Raw genomic sequence first — 19,667 nt, forward strand, 5'->3', positions numbered from 1 at the left:
ACTGCTCGACACAGCCATTAGCGGGGCTGCATGCGTTTTTTTCTGATCATTCTTCTGGCAGTTTGCCCGGTATTGGCGAGTGCTGCGCGGCCGGCCGTGTTCGACGAGAACACACGTGTCTTGCCGCTTGGCCAGATGATGTCCGTGTTCGAGGACGTGCGTGGCGACAAGACCATCGACGACGTTACCTCCAGCGCCCTGCAAGGCAGCTTTCGTGACCACGATAAATCGGTGCTGAACGCGGGTTATTCCCGATCCGCGTTCTGGTTGCGGCTCGATCTGCATTACTTGCCCCAGGACGGCTCCGTATCCGCTCGCCACCATCAGCACTGGCTGCTGGAGCTGGCTTATCCGCCGCTGGATCGCCTGGAACTTTACGAGGTGGGTGCTGATGGCCGCTTCCACCTGACGCAACGTACTGGCGATGCGCTGCCGTTCTCCAGTCGGGAAATTCGCCAGAACAACTACCTGTTCCCCCTCGACTTCAAGCCGGATCAGGTGCGGCGCGTCTATCTGCGTATTGAAAGCCAGGGCTCGATCCAGGCGCCGCTAACCCTCTGGTCGCCCACCGCCTATCTGGAAGAGCAGCCAGCGCGCATCTACATGCTGGGCATCATCTACGGTGTGCTGCTGGTGATGCTGATCTACAACCTGTTCATCTTTATCAGCGTCCGCGATACCAGTTACCTCTATTACATCCTCTATATCGCCTCGTTCGGGTTGTATCAGGTGTCAGTCAATGGTGCAGGTATCGAGTTCTTCTGGCCCGACAATCCCTGGTGGGCGAATGTTGCTACTCCATTCCTGATTGGCGCCACGGCACTGTTCGGCTGCCAGTTCGCGCGCAGCTTCCTGCAGACCTGCGAACACAGTCCTTGGATCGACCGCTGCCTGTTGCTGTTGATGCTCTGGGGCGCGGCGGTGATGGTGTTGGCGTTGACTGCCAGCTATGCCGTGTCACTGCGTCTGGCCACGGTTCTGGCGCTGGTGTTCACCTTGGTGGTGTCCGTCGCCGGGGTGTTGGCCTGGCTACGCGGCATGCGGGTGGCGCGTTACTTCATCATCGCCTGGACGGCCTTTCTGCTCGGTGGCGTAGTCAACACGCTGATGGTGCTGGGTTACCTGCCTAATATGTTCCTGACCATGTACGCCAGCCAGATCGGCAGTGCGATCGAAGTCGCCTTGTTATCGTTGGCGCTGGCCGACCGTATCAACGCAATGAAGGAGGAGCGTGCGCGCATTTTGCAGAGTGCCACGGCCAAGCTGGAAGCGCTGAACCACGAGCTGGCCGACAGTAATCGCCTCAAGGACGACTTCCTGGCCACAGTGACCCATGAGTTGCGTACGCCGATGAACGGCGTTATTGGCTCCCTTGAGTTGATGCAGACCCTGCGCCTGGAACCGGAAGTCGAGCAATACCAGAAGACCGCGACGCGTTCGGCGCGGGACATGATGCAGATGGTCAGCGACATCCTCGCGCTCACCGAGTTGCAATCTGGCAGGCTCTATCCACGGCGCGAGACGTTCAGCTTGCGTGGCATGCTCGATGGGGTGTGCGCCAATTACGAAAGTCGCGCCCGTGACAAGGGTTTGGCCTTCGCTCTCGACCTGGATGAGCACCTGCCCGATACCGTGGAAGGCGATGCGGTAAAGCTGGCGCAAGGGCTTGGCTATCTGCTGGATAATGCCATCAAGTTCACGGCGGCTGGCAAAGTTCGCCTACGTGTACATGGTAATGGCGAGGCGACGCTCGAGAGCTTGCCACTGAGCTTCGAGGTGATCGACGCCGGGATAGGCTTGGAGAATGTCCGCGAAACGGATCTGTACCGCCGCTTCCATCAGCTCGACACCTCGATGACTCGCCAATACGGCGGCCTTGGTATCGGCCTGAGCATCTGCAGGCAACTGGTCGATTTGCTCGGCGGTAGCCTGGCGTATGAGCCCAATCGTGCTGGTGCGGGCGGTAGCATCTTTCGTCTGGATCTGACGCTTGCCTTGCCGGTGCACAAGGGCGGTAGCGAGCCAGTGGTGCGCCGCGCCAGTGGCAGCGCCGTGCGCACACCAGAGCAATGCACGGTGCTGGTGGTCGAGGACAATGCCATCAACCAATTAGTGATTCGTGGCATGTTGCTCAAGCTCGGTTACCGTGTGCGCACCGCCGACAACGGCAGCGAAGCCCTGGAGTGCCTGCAGCGCGAGTCGGTTGACGCGATGCTGCTCGACTGCCAGATGCCGGTGATGGATGGTTTCGCTACCTGCCGGGCGCTACGTCTATTGCCCGGTTGTGCCGAACTGCCCGTGCTGGCGATCACTGCCCATAGTCAGTCCGGCGACCGCGAGCGCTGTTTGGCAGCCGGTATGAGCGATTATCTGGCCAAGCCGGTTAAGTTCGACGAGTTGCGTGTGCTGCTGCATGACTGGGTGCTATGCCGCTCTGCCTGAGCCTGGTGCCGCATGGCGTATTACCACCCATTAGCCAGGCCGGCTGCACGCCGCCTGGCTTTTTCGTCTCTGCGTTTCCAGTCCGCTGATCGGTCACCTGACTGTCATCGCGATTGACTGTTTTGCGCTGTAGCCATGACGCCCTGTGCCGCTACCGCCTATCCCTCAAGTTGAATCTTTTTTCGCGCAGCCTCCTCCTTATTCCATAAGGCCAAGACTGATTCGCGGGTCGAGCAGACCTGCAAATCGGTAAGACGGCCACCCATGGAATCACCTGAGCGCTGCTCTCGAACCCTCCGTTTCGAAAGCGCCTTTGAACTGCCCACGCAAGGCTCCGACCATGACCACATTAATGCCGATTTTCACCACGCCTCGAGAAAGCTACAGCTTTCTGCCATCCGATCCTGCTCGCACCCTCTACGAACGACTGTTGCAGCCCCAATTGGCTGATGGCGCTTTGCATCAGGCGCGCGGTTTTCTTGAGGCGCAACTGGAGGAGAGTGAGCGGCTGGCTTGCGACATGCCGGCTCAGCCGGAGGCGCTGCTGGGCTGGATGCGCGATGCCGCATTGCGTACTACCGACGCGTATGCGCAGTACCTGCAGGAGCGTCGTCAGGGCGCGCCAAGGCGTTATTTCAGCAATCGTGCCCACGCCGTTTATTTCCTGCGCCATGTGGCGCCCACCAAACTGGTCGATGGCGCCTGGCTTTATGGGTTGCTCAAACACTGGCAGGAGCCGAGGCTGCGGCCGCTTCTGCGTACTTACCTTGAGGAGCTGGGCGACGGCGTTCCTGCCATGAATCATGTGGTGCTGTACAAGCAGCTACTCAGCCAGAACGGTTGCGACGAGCTGGCCGAACTGGAAGACGAGCATTTTCTTCAGGGCGCCCAGCAACTTGCACTAGGTCATCTGGCTGACGAGTACTTGCCTGAGGTGATCGGCTACAACCTCGGCTACGAGCAACTGCCCTTGCACCTGCTGATCACCAGCTACGAACTGACCGAATTGGGGATCGATCCCTATTACTTCCAGTTGCATGTGACTATCGACAACGCCAGTACCGGCCATGCGCAAAAGGCAGTGCAGGCGGTTCTGGAGAATCTGCCGGTAGTCGGTGACCGCGAAGCCTTCTATCGCCGGGTTATGCGTGGTTACCGGCTCAACGACCTGGGCGTCGGCTCCACCGCAGTGATCGCCGCGTTCGATCTCGAAGAGCAGTTGTTGGGCATGTTCGAGCGCAAGCGCGAAGTCGCCACGCAGGTGCATTCCGACTATTGCCGAATCGAGGGGCGCACCGTCAACGAATGGTTGAGCCAGCCAGGGCAGGTGCACGGCCTGCTCGAGGCGCTGGAGAGACGTGGCTGGATTCGTCGTAACGAAGACCCGCAAAACAGCCGTTTCTGGCAATTGGTGCAAGGCGATCGGGCCGCCATGTTCGGCGTGTTCAATGCTTACGAACAACAACTGCTGCATGACTGGATTGCCGGCCACTGGACGCCGCCGCGCAGCCGCGGCCGTAACCGTCGAAGCGCTGCACAACCCGGTGTCCCGCAAATGGGTGGTCTGGATGACGAAACCCAGGCCCTGCATGCAACCCTGCGTGCACTGCCGGCTGGCCAGCAGCCGGAAAAGTTGATCGAGTTGATGTCGCCCGCTAGCCACTTCACCCCCGCAGGGTTGCTGGCCACACGTCTGTTCAATGACTATCTCCAGTAACCGTTGTCGGAGCACCGATGCTTAACGAACCACAGCAGGCACTACTGAAACTCGGCCAGGCGCTCACCGCGCGAGGCTACCGATTTACCACTGGCACACCGCTGACCCATGAGCGCATCAATGGTCGCGCAGGCAACGCGCTGGCCCAGGATCTGCCTGGTGTGTTCGGCTGGAGCCGCCCCTTCGTGCCCGGCCTGGTCGGCGCCGATCTGCTTGAATTGATGCGCGCCGCAGGGGTGCTAATGGAGGAGGGTGAGCAGCTGCGCAGCACCGTGCGTTATTCCAGCCTGGGCGAGCAGTTGTTCGTGCACTCGCGCTACCCGACCACCCAGGCCGATGCGGTGTTCTTCGGCCCCGATACCTATCGTTTCGTGCGGGCGGTCGATGCCTTTCTCGGATCGCCGTCCACTGCAACGATCAGCCGTGCGGTGGATATCGGTTGTGGCGCCGGGCCGGGTGCGCAAAGCATCGCGCTGGCGCGTCCGGCGGCCGAGGTGCTGGCCGTTGATATCAATCCCCAGGCGCTTACCTACACCCGCATCAACGCTGCCCTCGCGGGTGCCGACAATCTCAGGGCTCAGCACAGTGACCTGCTCAGGGACGTGCAGGGCGAATTCGATCTGATCGTCGCCAACCCGCCTTACATGCTCGACAGCGAAAGCCGCGCCTATCGTGATGGGGGTGGTGAACTGGGGGCGGGATTGTCGCAGGCTATCGTCGAGGCCGCAGTGACCCGACTGGCGTCAGGAGGCAGTCTGCTGCTCTATACCGGTGTGGCGATGACCGCTGGCGGGGACCCGTTTCTCGCCTACATCCAGCGTACGCTGGGGGATTCCTCGCTGGCCTGGCGCTATGAGGAAGTCGACCCGGACGTGTTTGGTGAAGATCTCTCGAAGCCGGGCTACGAGGACGTCGAGCGAATCGCTGCAGTGGTGCTCACCGTTACCCGCACGGTGAGTTGACGGCAGCAGCGCCGCCCCGGAGGCGGCGCCACGCAGATTAGGCCTTTTCGATGAAACGACGGATACGCCGTGCGGCTTCCACGCATTCCTCGAGCGGTGCCACCAGCGCCATGCGCACGCGGCCACTGCCCGGATTGAAACCATCGACGTCCCGCGACAGATAGGAGCCTGGTACCACGGTCACGTGCTCCCGGGCGAACAGTGCACGGGTGAATTCGGCGTCGTCGCCCGGCGTCTTGGCCCACAGGTAGAAGCCGCCATCCGGACGTTGCACGTCGAGCACGCCATCGAGAATTTCCAACACGGCCGCGAACTTCTCGCGATACAGGTCGCGGTTGGCGCGTACGTGATCCTCGTCCTGCCAGGCGGCGATGCTGGCCAGTTGGGTTTGTACCGGCATGGCACAGCCATGGTAGGTGCGGTACAGCAGGAAGGCCTTGAGAATCTCCGCGTCGCCCGCCACGAATCCCGAGCGCAGGCCAGGCAGGTTGGAGCGTTTGGAGAGGCTGTGAAACACCACGCAGCGTTTGAAATCGCTACGGCCCAGTTCGGCACAGGCGGTCAGCAGTCCGGCCGGCGGGTTGCTCTCGTCGAAGTACAGCTCGCTGTAGCACTCGTCCGCTGCGATGACGAAATCGTACTGGTCGGCGAGGGCGATCAGCTTCTTAAGCGTTCCCACGGGAATCAGCGCACCCGTCGGGTTGCCGGGCGAGCAGAGGAAGAGAATTTGGCAGCGCTGCCAGACTTCCGGCGCCACTGCATCGAAATCTGGATTGAAGCCCAACTCGGCCAGGCACGGCAGGTAATGCGGCTGGGTGCCGGCGAGCAGGGCTGCGCCTTCGTAGATCTGATAGAACGGGTTGGGGCTGACCACCAGACCGTCGACGTCACGCTGGGCGACGGTCTGGGTGAAGGCGAACAATGCCTCGCGGGTGCCGTTCACCGGCAGCACGTGGCGCGCGGGATCGAGCCAGCCGGCCGGCACCTTGAAGCGCCGCTCGCACCACGTGGCGATGGCTTCGCGCAGCGGCGCAATGCCCAGCGTCGTCGGGTAGACGGCCAGTTGTTCGAGATTGTCGGTCAGCGCCTGGGCGACGAAGGCCGGCGAGCGGTGCTTCGGCTCACCGATGGACAGGGCGATGGGCGAGCGGTCGGCGGCGGGCTGTACGCTGGCGAGCAGGGCGCGAAGTTTCTCGAACGGGTAGGGCTGCAACTGGGCGAGGGCGTGGTTCATGATGATCCGACGTGTCCTTTGTAGGGCGGCGACAAAGTTGCCGACACTAGCACGTAGGGTGGCCTCAGGAAAATTGCCTATCCGTCCGATAGTCGTCCGTAGACGTCGCACTCCTGATGCTAGAACCTCTCAAGGCGTACCGTTTTGGGCCGATAGCCTGATTGCAAGCCGTACTCAGCCCTACTTTCAGCGAGACCCTCTATGCGCACCCTCAAGTTCAGTCACAAGATCATGCTGGCGGCGTCTCTGGTGGTCATTGCAGCCTTTGCGTCTTTCGCGCTGTACAACGACTACCTGCAGCGCAGCTCGATTCGCGACAACCTGGCTAATTACCTTCATGACGTCGGTCAGGTGTCGACCGGCAACATTCAGCACTGGCTCAACGGGCGTATGCAGTTGTTGGATAACCTCGCCGAGTCGGTTCAGGACGACACCGCAGCCGAGCCGCTGGCCAGAAACCTGCAGCACCGCAGCATCGCGTCGGCCTTTCTGTATGCCTATTACGGCCAGAATGATGGCACCTACACCCAGTTTCCCCCCAGCGAGCTGCCTGCCGGTTACGACCCGCGTCAGCGCCCCTGGTACAAGAGCGCTGCGGGCAGTAGCGGCCCGGGCTTGACCGAGCCCTACCTGGCGGCGGATCCCCGCGACGGCCTGCTGATCACCATCACTCGCCCTGTGAGTACGGGCGGCAGTCTTCAAGGTGTGGTCGGTGGCGACCTGAAGTTGCAGACGGTTGACGACATTCTGAATTCCTTCGATCTGGGTGGAATGGGCTACGCCTTTCTGGTCGACGAAAAGGGCACGGTGCTGGTGCATCCGGACAAGAGCCTGGTGCTCAAGAAGCTGCCCGACCTGTTTTCCAGTGGCGCGCCGCGCCTGGAGTCAGGCCTGCAAGATGTGGCGGCGGTCGATGGCAGTGCGCGCATCGTCACCTTCCTGCCGGTGCAGGGCTTGGCTGGGGTGCGCTGGTACGTTGGTCTTTCCGTCGATGAGAGCAAGGCGTTCGCTGCCCTGCAGGAATTCCGGCTTTCGGCGCTGATGTCCACGGTCATCGGTGTCATCGCCATTCTGTTGCTGCTTGGTGCGCTGATCCGCATTCTGCTGCGTCCGCTGCATGTAATGAGCCACGCCATGAGCGGTATCGCCGAAGGTGAGGGTGATCTGACCCAGCGTTTGAAGGTCGACTCCGGCGATGAGTTCGGCGAGCTGGCGGGTGCCTTCAACCGCTTCGTCGAGCGTATCCACGAGTCGATCCGTGAAGTGGCCTCGACCACCCGGGAAGTGCATGCCCGAGTCAGTACCGTGGTGGGAGCGTCCAATGCCTCCATGGGCAACTCCAGCGAGCAGGCCGCGCGTACTGACAGCGTTGCCGCGGCGATCAACGAGCTTGGTGCGGCCGCTCAGGAAATCGCTCGCAACGCCGCTGATGCGTCGGTACAGGCCAGCGATGCTCGTCGTGATGCCGAAGAAGGGCAGAAGATGGTCGAGCGTACGCTGGGCTCCATGGGCGACTTGTCGGACAAGATCCAGGCGTCCGGCAGCCATATCGAAGTGCTGAGCCAGAAGAGCAGCGATATCGGTCAGATTCTCGATGTGATCAAGGGGATTTCCGAGCAGACCAACCTGCTGGCGCTCAACGCCGCCATCGAAGCGGCTCGTGCCGGTGAGGCCGGACGTGGTTTCGCCGTGGTCGCCGATGAAGTACGCAACCTGGCGCAACGTACCCAGAGCTCGGCGCAGGAAATCCAGCAGATGATCGAGCAGTTGCAGGCCGGTGCTCGTGACGCCGTGACGACCATGGGCGAGAGCCGTCGCTTCAGCGATGACAGCGTACGCATCGGTGGGCAGGCCGGTGAGAGTCTGCGTGGCGTGACCCGTCGCATCGGCGAGATCGACGGCATGAACCAGTCCGTGGCCACCGCCACCGAGGAGCAGACCTCGGTGATCGAAAGCCTGAACATGGATATTACCGAGATCAACACCCTCAACCAGGACGGCGTGCGCAACCTGCAGTCCAGCCTCAACGCCTGTACCGAGCTGGATCAGCAGGTCGGGCGCCTCAAGCAACTGGTGGACAGTTTCAGGATTTGAGAGCGCTGAATACCGCTAGGGCCTCGTTGCGAGGCCCTAGCGGTTTGCCTGTTAGATACTGATCTGCAGTGGGCTTGGGCTACTCGTCGCCGACAGCTTGGTGATGATGGTCTGCTGCAAGCGTGCGCACAGTTCCGGGTCGGACAGCGGCTGGTTATTGGCGTCGGTGACAAAGAACACGTCCTCTACGCGCTCGCCCAGCGTGGCGATCTTGGCGTTCTGCAGCGAAAGGTCGAAGTCCAGGAATATCCGTCCGACTTTGGCCAGCAGGCCGGGGCGATCCGGCGCGGTCAGCTCCAGCACAGTGACTGGCCGCTGGGCGTCGTTGTGGATGGTCACCTGCGGTGCAAAAGCGAAGTGCTTGAGCTGCCGTGGTACGCGGCGCTGAATGATGTTGGGGTACTCGTCCGGGTGCTTCAGAGTGTCGATCAGGCTCTGACGTATCTGCTTGATGCGCTGCGGATTATCGCCGATGGAGCCACCTTCCACTTCCAGCACGATGTAGGTGTCGAGGGTGAACTGGCTGGTCGAGGTGAGAATTCGCGCGTCGTGAATGTTCAGGTTCAACTGCGCCATGGCAGCCACCGTCACGGCGAAGAAATCGTGTTGATCCGGTGCGTAGATAAAGATCTGCGTGCCGCCCTCGAACTCGCGTTGGGTGGTCTCCTTGACCAGCACCAGCGGGCCGGCGTCGCTCGGGTGCTGGAGGATCGCATCGGTGTGCCAGGCCACATCGCTGGCCGTGTGACGCAGGAAGTAGTCATCGCCCAGTTGCGACCATAGCTGCTCGACGTCATCGGAATCGGTTCCACCGCGTACCAGAGTGTCCAGCGCCGCGTTCTGGGTCAGACGAATCTGCTCTTCGCGCTCCACTGGATTTTCCAGGCCGCGACGCAAGGCCCGCTTGGTTTCCGTGTAGAGCTGGCGCATCAGGCTGGCACGCCAGGAGTTCCACAGGCTTGGGTTGGTGGCGTTGATGTCGGCCACGGTGAGCACGTAGAGATAATCCAGGTGAACCTGGTCGCCCACGAACGCGGCGAAGTCGTGGATCACCTGCGGATCGGACAGATCCTTGCGCTGGGCGGTGGTCGACATCGCCAGATGGTTCTGTACCAACCAGACGATCAGCCCGGTATCCCAAGCCGGCAAGTGGTGACGCTGGCCGAACGCTTCGGCATCGATGGCGCCGAGCTCGGAGTGGTCGCCGCCACGGCCCTTGCCGATATCGTGGTAAAGGCCGGCCAGGTAGATCAGTTCGGGCTTGGGCAGCTTGTCGATCAGTTTGCTGGCAAGGGGAAATTTTTCCGCTAGCTCCGGCCATTTGAACTTGCGCAGGTGCTTGATCAGGTTGAGTGTGTGGGCGTCGACCGTGTAGATGTGAAACAGGTCGTGCTGCATCTGCCCGACGATATGGCCGAACTCCGGCAAGTAGCGGCCGAGAATGCCGTAGCGGTTCATGCGGCGCAGATTACGGTGGATGCCCTGTTCGCACTTGAACAGCTCGATGAACAGGCTGGTGTTGCGAATATCCTTGCGGAAATCGTCGTTGATCAGATGGCGGTGATCGCGCAGCAGGCGGATGGTGTCGGCGCACACACCACTGAGATGAGGGTGCTGAGCCATTAGCACGAATATTTCGATGATGGCGAACGGCGTACGCTTGAATACATTCGGGTGAGTGACTTCGATATAGCCGTCACGAACCTGGAAGCGGCTATTCAGCGGTGTGGCCGGGCCGCTTTCGCCGGCGCGCAGAATTTCTTCTTCGAAGTGCTGGTTGATCAGGTCACTCAGTTCCGCGATGGCCATCACTACCCGGTAGTACTTCTGCATGAAGCGTTCGATGGTGCGCTTGGTGTCGCCCTCGTCGTAGCCGAGCAGTTCGGCCACCTTGCTCTGATGGTCGAACAACAGGCGGTCTTCGGCGCGCCCTGCCAGCATGTGCAGCGCATAACGCACCTTCCAGAGAAACTCCTGGGAGGAGGCCAGCAGGGTATATTCGCTTTCCAGCAGGAAACCCTGACCAACCATCGCGTGCAGATTGAGCGTGCCGAAGTGTCGGCGTGCAATCCACAGGATGGTCTGGATGTCGCGCAGCCCGCCAGGCGAGCCTTTGACGTTGGGCTCGAGGTTGTACTCGGTGTCGTTGTACTTGGCGTGTCGGCTTTTCTGCTCATTACGCTTGGCCAGGAAGAACTCCTGGCTTGGCCACATGTGTGCGCTGGAAGTGACCTCCTGCATGCGCCCACGTAGATGCTCGTGACCGGCAATGGTGCGGCTTTCCATCAGGTTGGTGATGACTGTCAGGTCGGCGCGGGATTCTTCGGCGCACTCGGCGACCGAGCGCACGCTTTGGCCAACTTCCAGGCCGATGTCCCAGAGCAGGGTGAGGAAGCCTTCGATCGCGTCGCGGAAAGTTTCCTGATCGTCACTGCCAAGCAGGATCAGCAGGTCGATATCCGAATACGGGTGTAGCTCGCCACGACCATAGCCACCTACCGCCAGCAGGGATATTTCGGCATCCGCGCTCCAGGAAAAACGATTCCAGGCTTCCAGAAGGATCTGGTCGGTGAACCAGGCGCGATCCTCGACCAGTCGGCGCACGTCGCGGCCGCTACGAAAGCGCGCGTCGAGCACGTCGTGGGCGCGGCGAATGGCTTTCTTGAAGGCGCCGATGGGGCTGGACTTGAGCGCCAGTTCCGCCTGGAACTGGCCACGATCGAACAACTCGGAGTCTACCTGCGGCATACGGCGGCCTTCCTTCTATCTATAGGCGTGGTTCGAGATCAGGGAGAAACGCGTGCGATGGTGTCATCGTCGCGCAGGGTGAAGATCTCGTAGCCGTCGGCGGTGACCAGTAGGGTGTGCTCCCACTGCGCGGACAACTTGCGATCCTTGGTGATCGCGGTCCAGCCGTCACCCAGTACGCGAGTTTCTGCACGGCCCTGGTTAATCATCGGCTCGATGGTGAAGGTCATACCCTCCTTGAGTTCCATGCCGGTGCCAGCGCGGCCGTAGTGCAGTACCTGTGGCTCCTCGTGAAATACCGAGCCGATACCGTGGCCACAGAATTCGCGAACCACCGAGAAACCATGCTTCTCGGCATGCTTCTGGATCACTTCGCCGATATCGCCCAGACGGGCGCCGGGGCGTACCACTTCGATGCCTTTGTACAGGCATTCCTGGGTGATGCGTGACAGTCGCTCAGCCCACTCCGGAACGCTGCCCACGTGAAACATGCGGCTGGTGTCGCCGTAGTAACCATCCTTGATCACGGTAACGTCGATGTTCATCACATCACCGTCTTTGAGTGGCTTGTCGTTGGGGATGCCATGGCATACCACATGGTTGAGCGAGGTGCAGATGGACTTGGGAAACCCAGGGCGGCCTGGTGCGGCGCCGTAATTGAGCGGCGCGGGAGTAGCCTTCTGCACGTTGACGATGTGGTCATGGCAGAGGGTATTCAGTTCGTCCGTGGTGACGCCTGGCTTGACGTGCTCGGCGATCATCTCCAGCACTTCGGCGGCCAGGCGGCCAGCGATGCGCATTTTCGCGATTTCATCGGGCGTCTTGAGGGTGACGGTCATGGTGATCTCTGTATCTTTATATATAAGCGCGACATGGTAACAGTTTGCGCCTGGAACCTTGAAGCCGCAGGGCTACACTGGGGCAGTCGCAAGCCTGTTTGAGGCTGTAGCTTGGGGCCACTTTTTATGGTATAAAACGCGCCGCTTTACGGGGCAGACCCCGAAAGCTTAACCCCACACACGTGTCGACACGATTTCCTGGGTGCCCGCAAGGGTTGGAAATTGGGACGCGTGGAGGCCTAACCCGACTTATCAAGGAACTACCATGTCCCAAGTCAATATGCGCGATATGCTGAAGGCCGGTGTGCACTTCGGTCACCAGACCCGTTACTGGAACCCGAAAATGGGCAAGTACATTTTCGGCGCGCGTAACAAGATTCACATTATCAACCTTGAAAAGACCCTGCCGATGTTCAACGACGCCCTGGCGTTCGTTGAGAAGCTGGCCGCTGGCAAGAACAAGATTCTGTTCGTCGGCACCAAGCGTTCCGCTGGCAAGATCGTTCGCGAAGAAGCCGCTCGTTGTGGCTCGCCGTTCGTCGATCACCGCTGGTTGGGCGGCATGCTCACCAACTACAAAACCATCCGCGCCTCGATCAAGCGTCTGCGTGATCTGGAAGTGCAGTCCCAGGACGGCACTTTCACCAAGCTGACCAAGAAAGAAGCCCTGATGCGTTCGCGTGATCTGGAAAAACTGGATCGCAGCCTGGGTGGTATCAAGGACATGGGCGGTCTGCCGGACGCTCTGTTCGTCATCGACGTTGATCACGAGCGCATCGCGATCACCGAAGCCAACAAGCTGGGCATCCCGGTAATCGGCGTTGTCGATACCAACAGCAGCCCAGAAGGCGTTGACTACATCATCCCGGGTAACGACGACGCCATCCGCGCCATCCAGCTGTACATGGGTGCCATGGCCGACGCCGTGATCCGTGCTCGCAGCAACGCTGGTGGCGCTACCGAAGCGTTCGTCGAAGAAGCACCGGCTGCTGAAGCTGCCGAAGGCTAAGCGGTAACGCAGAGCATCTAGTGTTATGCGCTGCGCAAAAAGGGGGCTAGGCCCCCTTTTTGCCACTCACAGATTTGATCGTCTGTTATGACAGGCGATGGTTGAAGACCTACCAAAGAGGATTTTCAAAATGGCAGAGATTACTGCAGCCCTGGTTAAAGAACTGCGCGAGCGCACCGCCCAAGGCATGATGGAATGCAAGAAGGCCCTGGTTGCCGCTGGTGGCGACATCGAGAAAGCCATTGATGACATGCGTGCTTCGGGTGCCATCAAGGCCGCCAAGAAAGCTGGCAACATCGCCGCTGAGGGTGCTATCGCCGCTCGCGTCGAGGGTGGCCGTGGCGTGATCATCGAAGTCAATTCGCAAACTGACTTCCTGGCTCTGCAGGATGACTTCAAGGGCTTCGTCAAAGACAGCCTGAATGAAGCATTCACTCAGAATCTGAGCGACGTTGCGCCACTGATCGCTTCTCGTGAGTCTGCTCGTGAAGCCCTGGTGGCCAAGTGCGGCGAGAACGTCAATATCCGTCGTCTGGCCGCTGTTGCTGGTGAAACCGTTGGTGCCTACCTGCACGGCCATCGCATCGGTGTTCTGGTCGTCCTGAAGGGCGGTAACGACGAGCTGGCCAAGCACGTTGCCATGCACGTCGCTGCCTCCAACCCGGCCGTTGTTTCCCCGGATCAGGTCTCGGAAGAATTGGTTGCCAAGGAAAAAGAAATCTTCCTGCAACTGAACGCCGACAAGATCGCTGGCAAGCCGGAAAACATCGTCGAGAACATGATCAAGGGTCGCATCAACAAGTTCCTGGCCGAAGCCAGCCTGGTTGAGCAAGCTTTCATCATGGACCCGGAAGTCAAGGTCGGTGACCTGGTCAAGAAAGCCGGTGCTGAAATCGTTTCCTTCGTGCGTTACGAAGTGGGCGAAGGCATCGACAAGGGCGAGACCGACTTCGCTGCCGAAGTGGCTGCCCAGGTTGCTGCCAGCAAGCAGTAATAGGCCGCTTAGCTAGTGCCCCAGAAGAGGCTGCCCGCTCACGCGCGCGGCCTCTTTTTCAAATGGGCTTTTTTTCAAAGCGACGGTTGGTGCCTGGGGCACGAACGGTCGTGAGCGCTGTCGAAGCGCTCAGCATGGGCGAGCCACGTGGCTCGCACGTTTTCTTACGCCGCAGGAGAGACTGGTAATGGCTCAGCAGGTGAGTGGTCGTCAACCGCGCTATAAGCGCATTCTGCTCAAACTTAGCGGCGAGGCCCTGATGGGGTCTGAAGATTTCGGTATCGACCCCAAGGTACTGGATCGCATGGCGCTGGAAGTCGGCCAGCTGGTCGGCATCGGCGTGCAGGTCGGCCTGGTAATCGGTGGTGGCAACCTGTTTCGTGGTGCAGCATTGAGCGCTGCCGGCATGGATCGGGTGACCGGTGATCACATGGGTATGCTCGCTACGGTGATGAACGCCCTGGCCATGCGCGACGCGCTGGAGCGCTCGAATATTCCAGCGCTGGTCATGTCGGCCATTTCGATGGTTGGGGTCACCGATCACTATGACCGTCGTAAGGCCATGCGCCACTTGAAAACCGGTGAGGTGGTGATTTTCGCCGCTGGCACTGGTAACCCATTCTTCACCACCGACTCAGCCGCTTGCCTGCGGGCGATCGAGATTGATGCCGATGTGGTGCTGAAGGCAACCAAGGTGGATGGTGTGTACACTGCCGATCCATTCAAGGATCCGCATGCGGAAAAATTCGATCGCCTCACCTATGACGAGGTGTTGGATCGCAAGCTGGGCGTGATGGATCTGACGGCCATCTGTTTGTGCCGTGACCATAATATGCCGCTGCGTGTTTTTAATATGAATAAGCCGGGCGCCCTGCTGAATATCGTGGTGGGTGGCGCTGAAGGTACTTTGGTCGAGGGAAGCAAAGAATGATCAACGAAATCAAGAAGGACGCCCAGGCGCGCATGCAGAAGAGCGTTGAGTCGCTGGCTAACGCATTCAGCCGCATCCGCACGGGTCAGGCTCATCCGAGCATCCTCGGCGGGGTGATGGTGCCTTACTACGGCGCGGATACGCCGCTGAGCCAGGTTGCCAACGTGACCGTGAAAGACTCGCGCACCCTGCAGGTCGTGGCGTTCGAGCGCAGCATGCTGGCTGCCGTGGACAAGGCGATCCAGAGCTCCGGTCTGGGTTTCAATCCGACCAACCTCGGCGAGCTGCTGCTGATTTCCATGCCCGCACTGACCGAAGAAACCCGTAAGGGCTTCACCAAGCAGGCACGTGACGCGGCGGAAGACGGTCGTGTGGCCGTGCGTAATATCCGTCGTGATGCGCTGAGCCAGCTCAAGGATCTGGTCAAGGAAAAAGAAATCAGTGAAGACGAAGAGCGTCGTGCTGCTGACGATATCCAGAAGTTGACCGACAAGTTCGTGGCCGAAATCGAAGCTGCCGTTAAGCAGAAAGAAGCGGATCTGATGGCCGTCTGACGGCCAGGAAGTCGCCATGGACAATTCCAAAGTCGGTGCCGCGGCGATCGTTCCGCGGCACGTGTCGGTCATTATGGATGGCAATAACCGCTGGGCGCGCAAGCGCCTGCTGCCCGGTGTGGCCGGGCACAAGGCGGGCGTCGATGCGGTGCGTGCGGTGATCGAGGTGTGCGCTGAGTCCGGGGTCGAGGTGTTGACCCTGTTCGCGTTCTCCAGTGAGAACTGGCAGCGGCCTGCCGAAGAAGTCGGGGCGCTGATGGAGCTGTTCCTCAGCGCCTTGCGTCGGGAAACGCGCAAGCTCGATGAGAACGGCATCAGTTTGCGTATCATCGGCGACCGCTCGCGTTTTCATCCTGAGTTGCAGGCCGCCATGCGTGAGGCTGAAGCCAAGACGTCGGGCGCACCTGGCGAAAAGCGCTTCATTTTGCAGATCGCGGCGAACTACGGTGGCCAGTGGGATATCGCCCAGGCTGCCCAGCGGCTTGCGCGAGAAGTTCAGGGTGGGCATCTGCAGCCTGAGGACATTACTCCGGGCTTGCTACAGAGTTGCCTGGTTACGGGCGAGTTGCCACTGCCCGACTTGTGCATCCGCACGGGCGGCGAGCATCGGATCAGCAATTTCCTGCTTTGGCAGATGGCCTACAGCGAGCTGTATTTCTCCGACCTGCTGTGGCCGGACTTCAAACACGACGCCATGCGCGCAGCGCTGGCGGATTTCGCCAACCGTCAGCGGCGTTTTGGCAAAACCAGTGAACAAGTCGAAGCCGAGGCCCGCGCCTGATGCTCAAGCAACGAATCATTACGGCATTGATCCTGTTGCCGATCGCCCTTGCAGGGTTCTTCCTGCTAGAAGGTGACGCGTTTGCGCTGTTCATCGCTGCAGTGGTCGTGATCGGGGCCTGGGAATGGGCGCGCTTGGCGGGTTTCGCCGCGCAGCCGCTACGCATTGTCTACGCAACGCTGGTGGCATTGTTGCTTTACTTGCTGCACGGGTTGCCGGCGCTGGCGCCCTGGGTGCTGGGTATTGGTGTGCTGTGGTGGGTGTTCGCGACCTTCCTGGTACTCAATTACCCGGATAGCAGTCGTTATTGGGGCGGCTTGCCGGGTCGCCTGCTGATTGGCCTGCTCATTTTGCTACCGGCCTGGCAAGGCTTGGTGGCGATGAAGCAGTGGCCGCTGGCCAACTGGTTGATCCTGGCCGTGATGGCATTGGTATGGGTAGCCGATATCGGTGCTTACTTTTCGGGTAAACGCTTTGGCAAGCGCAAGCTGGCTCCGCAGGTCAGCCCTGGCAAGAGCTGGGAAGGTCTGATTGGTGGCCTGTTGCTGAGTTTGCTGCTGACCGTCGTGGTCGGCGTGTACCGTGACTGGTCATCCGCACAATTTCTTATGGCGCTGCCTGCTGCAGCTCTGGTCGTGCTGATTTCTGTGGTCGGCGATCTCACCGAGAGCATGTTCAAGCGCCAGTCTGGCATCAAGGACAGCAGCAATCTGCTGCCTGGTCATGGCGGCGTACTCGACAGGATCGACAGCCTGACCGCGGCGGTTCCGGTATTTGCCGCGCTGCTGCTGCTCGTGGGGTGGGGCACATTGTGAGTCAGGTACAACGCATTACCGTCCTCGGCGCCACTGGCTCCATCGGCCTCAGTACGCTCGACGTCATCGCGCGCCATCCATCGCGTTATCAGGTTTTCGCGCTGACCGCGTTCAGCCGGGTGGCTGAACTGGAAGCGCTGTGCGTGATTCATCGGCCACGCTTCGCCGTCGTTGCGGATGTGCAGGCGGCAAACGACCTGCAGACTCGCCTGCGCCTTGCTGGCCTCGATACTCACGTGCTGTTTGGCGAGGCGGGGCTGTGTGAAGTGTCGGCGCACGCCGAGGTGGACGCTGTGATGGCGGCCATTGTCGGTGCGGCGGGTCTGAAGCCCACGCTGGCAGCAGTGGAGGCGGGCAAGAAGGTGTTGCTGGCCAACAAGGAAGCGCTGGTGATGTCCGGCGCGCTGTTCATGCGTGCGGTGCGCCAGAATGGCGCGGTGCTGCTGCCAATCGACAGTGAGCACAACGCGATTTTCCAGTGCCTGCCTCGGGATTATGCCCGCGGCCTGCAGTCGGTCGGTGTGCGCCGCATCCTGCTGACCGCCTCTGGCGGCCCGTTCCGCGAAACCACGTCCGAAGCGCTGCACGCGGTGACTCCCGAGCAGGCCTGCGCTCATCCCAACTGGTCGATGGGGCGCAAGATTTCCGTCGATTCGGCCAGCATGATGAACAAGGGGCTGGAGCTAATCGAGGCCTGCTGGCTGTTCGATGCGCGTCCTGATCAGGTCGAAGTGGTAATCCACCCGCAGAGCGTCATCCATTCTCTGGTCGATTACGTCGATGGTTCGGTGCTCGCCCAGCTCGGCAACCCCGACATGCGTACCCCCATCGCCCACGCGCTGGCATGGCCTCAGCGCATCGACTCCGGTGTTGCGCCGCTGGATTTGCTCACGGTGGCGCGCCTGGATTTTCAAGCCCCCGACGACGTGCTCTTCCCCTGTCTGCGCCTGGCGCGTCAGGCGGCGGAGGCGGGCGGCAGCGCGCCAGCCATGCTCAATGCTGCGAACGAAGTGGCGGTTGCGGCGTTTCTCGAGCGGCGGATTCGCTTTACCGATATCGCGCGTATCATTGACGGCGTTCTCGAGGCCGAGCCGGCTGTCGCGGTCGAGTGCCTCGACGCCGTGCTTGAGGCCGACCGCCGTGCGCGGGAGTTGGCTGGGCAGTGGTTGAATCGTGGAGAGGTGGCATGAGTGCACTGTATATGATCGTCGGCACCCTGATCGCGCTCGGGGTGCTGGTGACCTTTCATGAATACGGTCATTTCTGGGTGGCCCGGCGCTGTGGCGTCAAGGTACTGCGTTTCTCGGTAGGCTTCGGCACGCCGCTGGTGCGCTGGCACGATCGTCAGGGCACGGAATTCGTGATCGCCGCCATCCCGCTCGGTGGCTACGTGAAGATGCTCGACGAGCGCGAGGGTGATGTGCCCCCGGCGCTGGTCGAACAATCGTTCAATCGCAAGACCGTCGGGCAGCGCATTGCCATCGTGGCCGCAGGCCCGGCAGCCAATTTCGCATTGGCGCTGGTGTTCTTCTGGTTGGTGGCCATGCTGGGCAGTCAGCAGGTGCGTCCGGTCATCGGTGCGGTCGAGGCTGGGAGTTTGGCCCAGGTCGCGGGTCTGCAGGCGGGCGAAGAAATCGTTTCGATCAATGGCAAGGCGACTGTTGGCTGGTCGGCCGTCAACCTGCAACTGGTGAGACGCCTTGGCGAAAGCGGTGAGCTGGAAATTACCACCCGTCCTGTTGGTGGTGGTGCTGACACGCTACGCCGTATCGAACTGGATAACTGGTTACGCGGTGCGAATGAGCCTGACCCGATCGCTTCGCTGGGCCTGCGTCCGTGGCGTCCAAGTCTTGAGCCAGTGCTAGCCGAGTTCGATCCCGAAGGGCCTGCACAAGCTGCCGGTCTGCAGGTTGGTGATCGCCTGCTGGCGCTGAATGAGAAGTCTCTGGTCGACTGGCAGGATCTGGTCGACCAGGTACGGGCATTGCCAGGGCAATCGGTGTCGCTGTCGCTGGAGCGTGGCGGGCAACGTCTGGACGTGCCCGTCACCCTGGCGAGCCGTGGTGATGGTGAGGCGGCCAGCGGTTACCTGGGCGCCGGTGTCGCTGCTGCCCAATGGCCTGCGGACATGCTTCGCGAAGTCAGCTATGGCCCGCTGGAAGCCGTTGGTGAAGGGGTATCGCGAACCTGGACAATGAGCGTCCTGACCCTGGATTCACTTAAGAAAATGCTGTTCGGCGAGCTCTCGGTAAAAAACTTGAGCGGGCCGATAACCATTGCTAAAGTGGCGGGCGCTTCGGCCGAGTCAGGTCTCGGGGACTTCTTGAATTTCCTCGCCTACCTGAGTATCAGCCTGGGCGTTCTCAATTTGTTGCCCATCCCCGTGCTGGATGGGGGGCATCTGCTTTATTACCTGGTCGAGTGGGTGCGGGGTCGTCCCCTCTCAGAGCGGGTGCAGGGTTGGGGGATGCAGATTGGCATCAGCCTGGTTATCGGGGTGATGTTGCTGGCTCTGGTCAATGACCTTGGGCGCCTGTGACCTCTGCT

Annotated in this window: 15 protein-coding genes and 1 pseudogene; 13 read left to right on the plus strand and 3 right to left on the minus strand. The window is 60.8% G+C overall.

Annotation, left to right across the window (positions count from 1 at the left end):
- The first annotated feature begins 30 nt into the window (after positions 1–30).
- The 3 genes from ACZ3GY_RS02930 to ACZ3GY_RS02940 all read left to right on the plus strand — a co-directional run bounded on the left by ACZ3GY_RS02930 (position 31) and on the right by ACZ3GY_RS02940 (position 5,121).
- A complete protein-coding gene (locus ACZ3GY_RS02930; RefSeq protein ID WP_465908880.1) occupies positions 31–2,442 on the plus strand; it encodes a hybrid sensor histidine kinase/response regulator in 2,412 nt (803 codons plus the stop codon).
- A gap of 340 nt (positions 2,443–2,782) precedes the next feature.
- The gene (locus ACZ3GY_RS02935) at positions 2,783–4,159 is read left to right on the plus strand and encodes an iron-containing redox enzyme family protein (RefSeq protein WP_465908882.1); all 1,377 of its coding nucleotides are present in this window, start codon (positions 2,783–2,785) and stop codon (positions 4,157–4,159) included.
- Positions 4,160–4,176: 17 nt separating this feature from the next.
- On the plus strand, positions 4,177–5,121 hold the full coding sequence (locus ACZ3GY_RS02940; protein WP_465908883.1) for a methyltransferase: 945 nt from the start codon (positions 4,177–4,179) through the stop codon (positions 5,119–5,121).
- Between the two features lie 37 nt (positions 5,122–5,158).
- Here the strand turns inward: ACZ3GY_RS02940 and dapC are convergent, their stop codons facing one another.
- On the minus strand, positions 5,159–6,355 hold the full coding sequence (dapC, locus tag ACZ3GY_RS02945; protein WP_465908884.1) for a succinyldiaminopimelate transaminase: 1,197 nt from the start codon (positions 6,353–6,355) through the stop codon (positions 5,159–5,161).
- 231 nt (positions 6,356–6,586) lie between these two features.
- Here dapC and ACZ3GY_RS02950 point away from each other — a divergent pair.
- Both ACZ3GY_RS02950 and ACZ3GY_RS02955 read left to right on the plus strand, forming a co-directional pair.
- Positions 6,587–7,594 (plus strand): annotated as a pseudogene (locus tag ACZ3GY_RS02950) (HAMP domain-containing protein); the annotation flags it as partial.
- Positions 7,595–7,684: 90 nt separating this feature from the next.
- On the plus strand, positions 7,685–8,449 hold the full coding sequence (locus ACZ3GY_RS02955) for a methyl-accepting chemotaxis protein (RefSeq protein ID WP_465909220.1): 765 nt from the start codon (positions 7,685–7,687) through the stop codon (positions 8,447–8,449).
- A gap of 51 nt (positions 8,450–8,500) precedes the next feature.
- Here ACZ3GY_RS02955 and ACZ3GY_RS02960 read toward each other — a convergent pair whose 3' ends face one another.
- Positions 8,501–11,197, minus strand: a complete 2,697-nt coding sequence (locus ACZ3GY_RS02960; RefSeq protein WP_465908885.1) for a [protein-PII] uridylyltransferase — start codon at positions 11,195–11,197, stop codon at positions 8,501–8,503.
- 38 nt (positions 11,198–11,235) lie between these two features.
- Positions 11,236–12,036: a type I methionyl aminopeptidase gene (gene map, locus ACZ3GY_RS02965; RefSeq protein ID WP_463563856.1), complete on the minus strand. Its 801-nt coding sequence runs from the start codon at positions 12,034–12,036 to the stop codon at positions 11,236–11,238.
- A 265-nt stretch (positions 12,037–12,301) separates the two neighbouring features.
- Here map and rpsB point away from each other — a divergent pair, with 265 nt between their 5' ends.
- The 8 genes from rpsB (at position 12,302) to rseP (ending at position 19,659) form a co-directional block, all read left to right on the plus strand.
- Entirely contained in the window at positions 12,302–13,045 is a 744-nt protein-coding gene (gene rpsB / locus ACZ3GY_RS02970) for a 30S ribosomal protein S2 (RefSeq protein ID WP_463563857.1), read from the plus strand.
- A 130-nt stretch (positions 13,046–13,175) separates the two neighbouring features.
- Complete coding sequence (tsf, locus tag ACZ3GY_RS02975; protein ID WP_465908886.1) at positions 13,176–14,039, plus strand: translation elongation factor Ts; 864 nt, start codon at positions 13,176–13,178, stop codon at positions 14,037–14,039.
- A gap of 187 nt (positions 14,040–14,226) precedes the next feature.
- Positions 14,227–14,970, plus strand: coding sequence for a UMP kinase (pyrH, locus tag ACZ3GY_RS02980; protein ID WP_225834708.1), 744 nt, complete (start codon positions 14,227–14,229; stop codon positions 14,968–14,970).
- Complete coding sequence (gene frr / locus ACZ3GY_RS02985; RefSeq protein WP_463563859.1) at positions 14,967–15,524, plus strand: ribosome recycling factor; 558 nt, start codon at positions 14,967–14,969, stop codon at positions 15,522–15,524. Before pyrH ends, frr begins: the two co-directional genes overlap by 4 nt.
- Positions 15,525–15,540: 16 nt before the next feature.
- The gene (gene uppS, locus ACZ3GY_RS02990) at positions 15,541–16,305 is read left to right on the plus strand and encodes a polyprenyl diphosphate synthase (RefSeq protein WP_465908887.1); all 765 of its coding nucleotides are present in this window, start codon (positions 15,541–15,543) and stop codon (positions 16,303–16,305) included.
- Positions 16,305–17,120, plus strand: coding sequence for a phosphatidate cytidylyltransferase (locus ACZ3GY_RS02995; RefSeq protein ID WP_465908888.1), 816 nt, complete (start codon positions 16,305–16,307; stop codon positions 17,118–17,120). The genes uppS and ACZ3GY_RS02995 overlap by 1 nt, the downstream gene beginning before the upstream one ends.
- The gene (gene ispC, locus ACZ3GY_RS03000) at positions 17,117–18,310 is read left to right on the plus strand and encodes a 1-deoxy-D-xylulose-5-phosphate reductoisomerase (RefSeq protein WP_465908889.1); all 1,194 of its coding nucleotides are present in this window, start codon (positions 17,117–17,119) and stop codon (positions 18,308–18,310) included. Before ACZ3GY_RS02995 ends, ispC begins: the two co-directional genes overlap by 4 nt.
- Positions 18,307–19,659 carry an RIP metalloprotease RseP gene (rseP, locus tag ACZ3GY_RS03005; RefSeq protein ID WP_465908891.1) on the plus strand — a complete coding sequence of 451 codons (1,353 nt, stop codon included), beginning with the start codon at positions 18,307–18,309 and terminating at the stop codon, positions 19,657–19,659. Before ispC ends, rseP begins: the two co-directional genes overlap by 4 nt.
- Positions 19,660–19,667 lie beyond the last annotated feature (8 nt).

It is taken from the genome of Pseudomonas sp. PME37.24/006, from assembly GCF_055556635.1.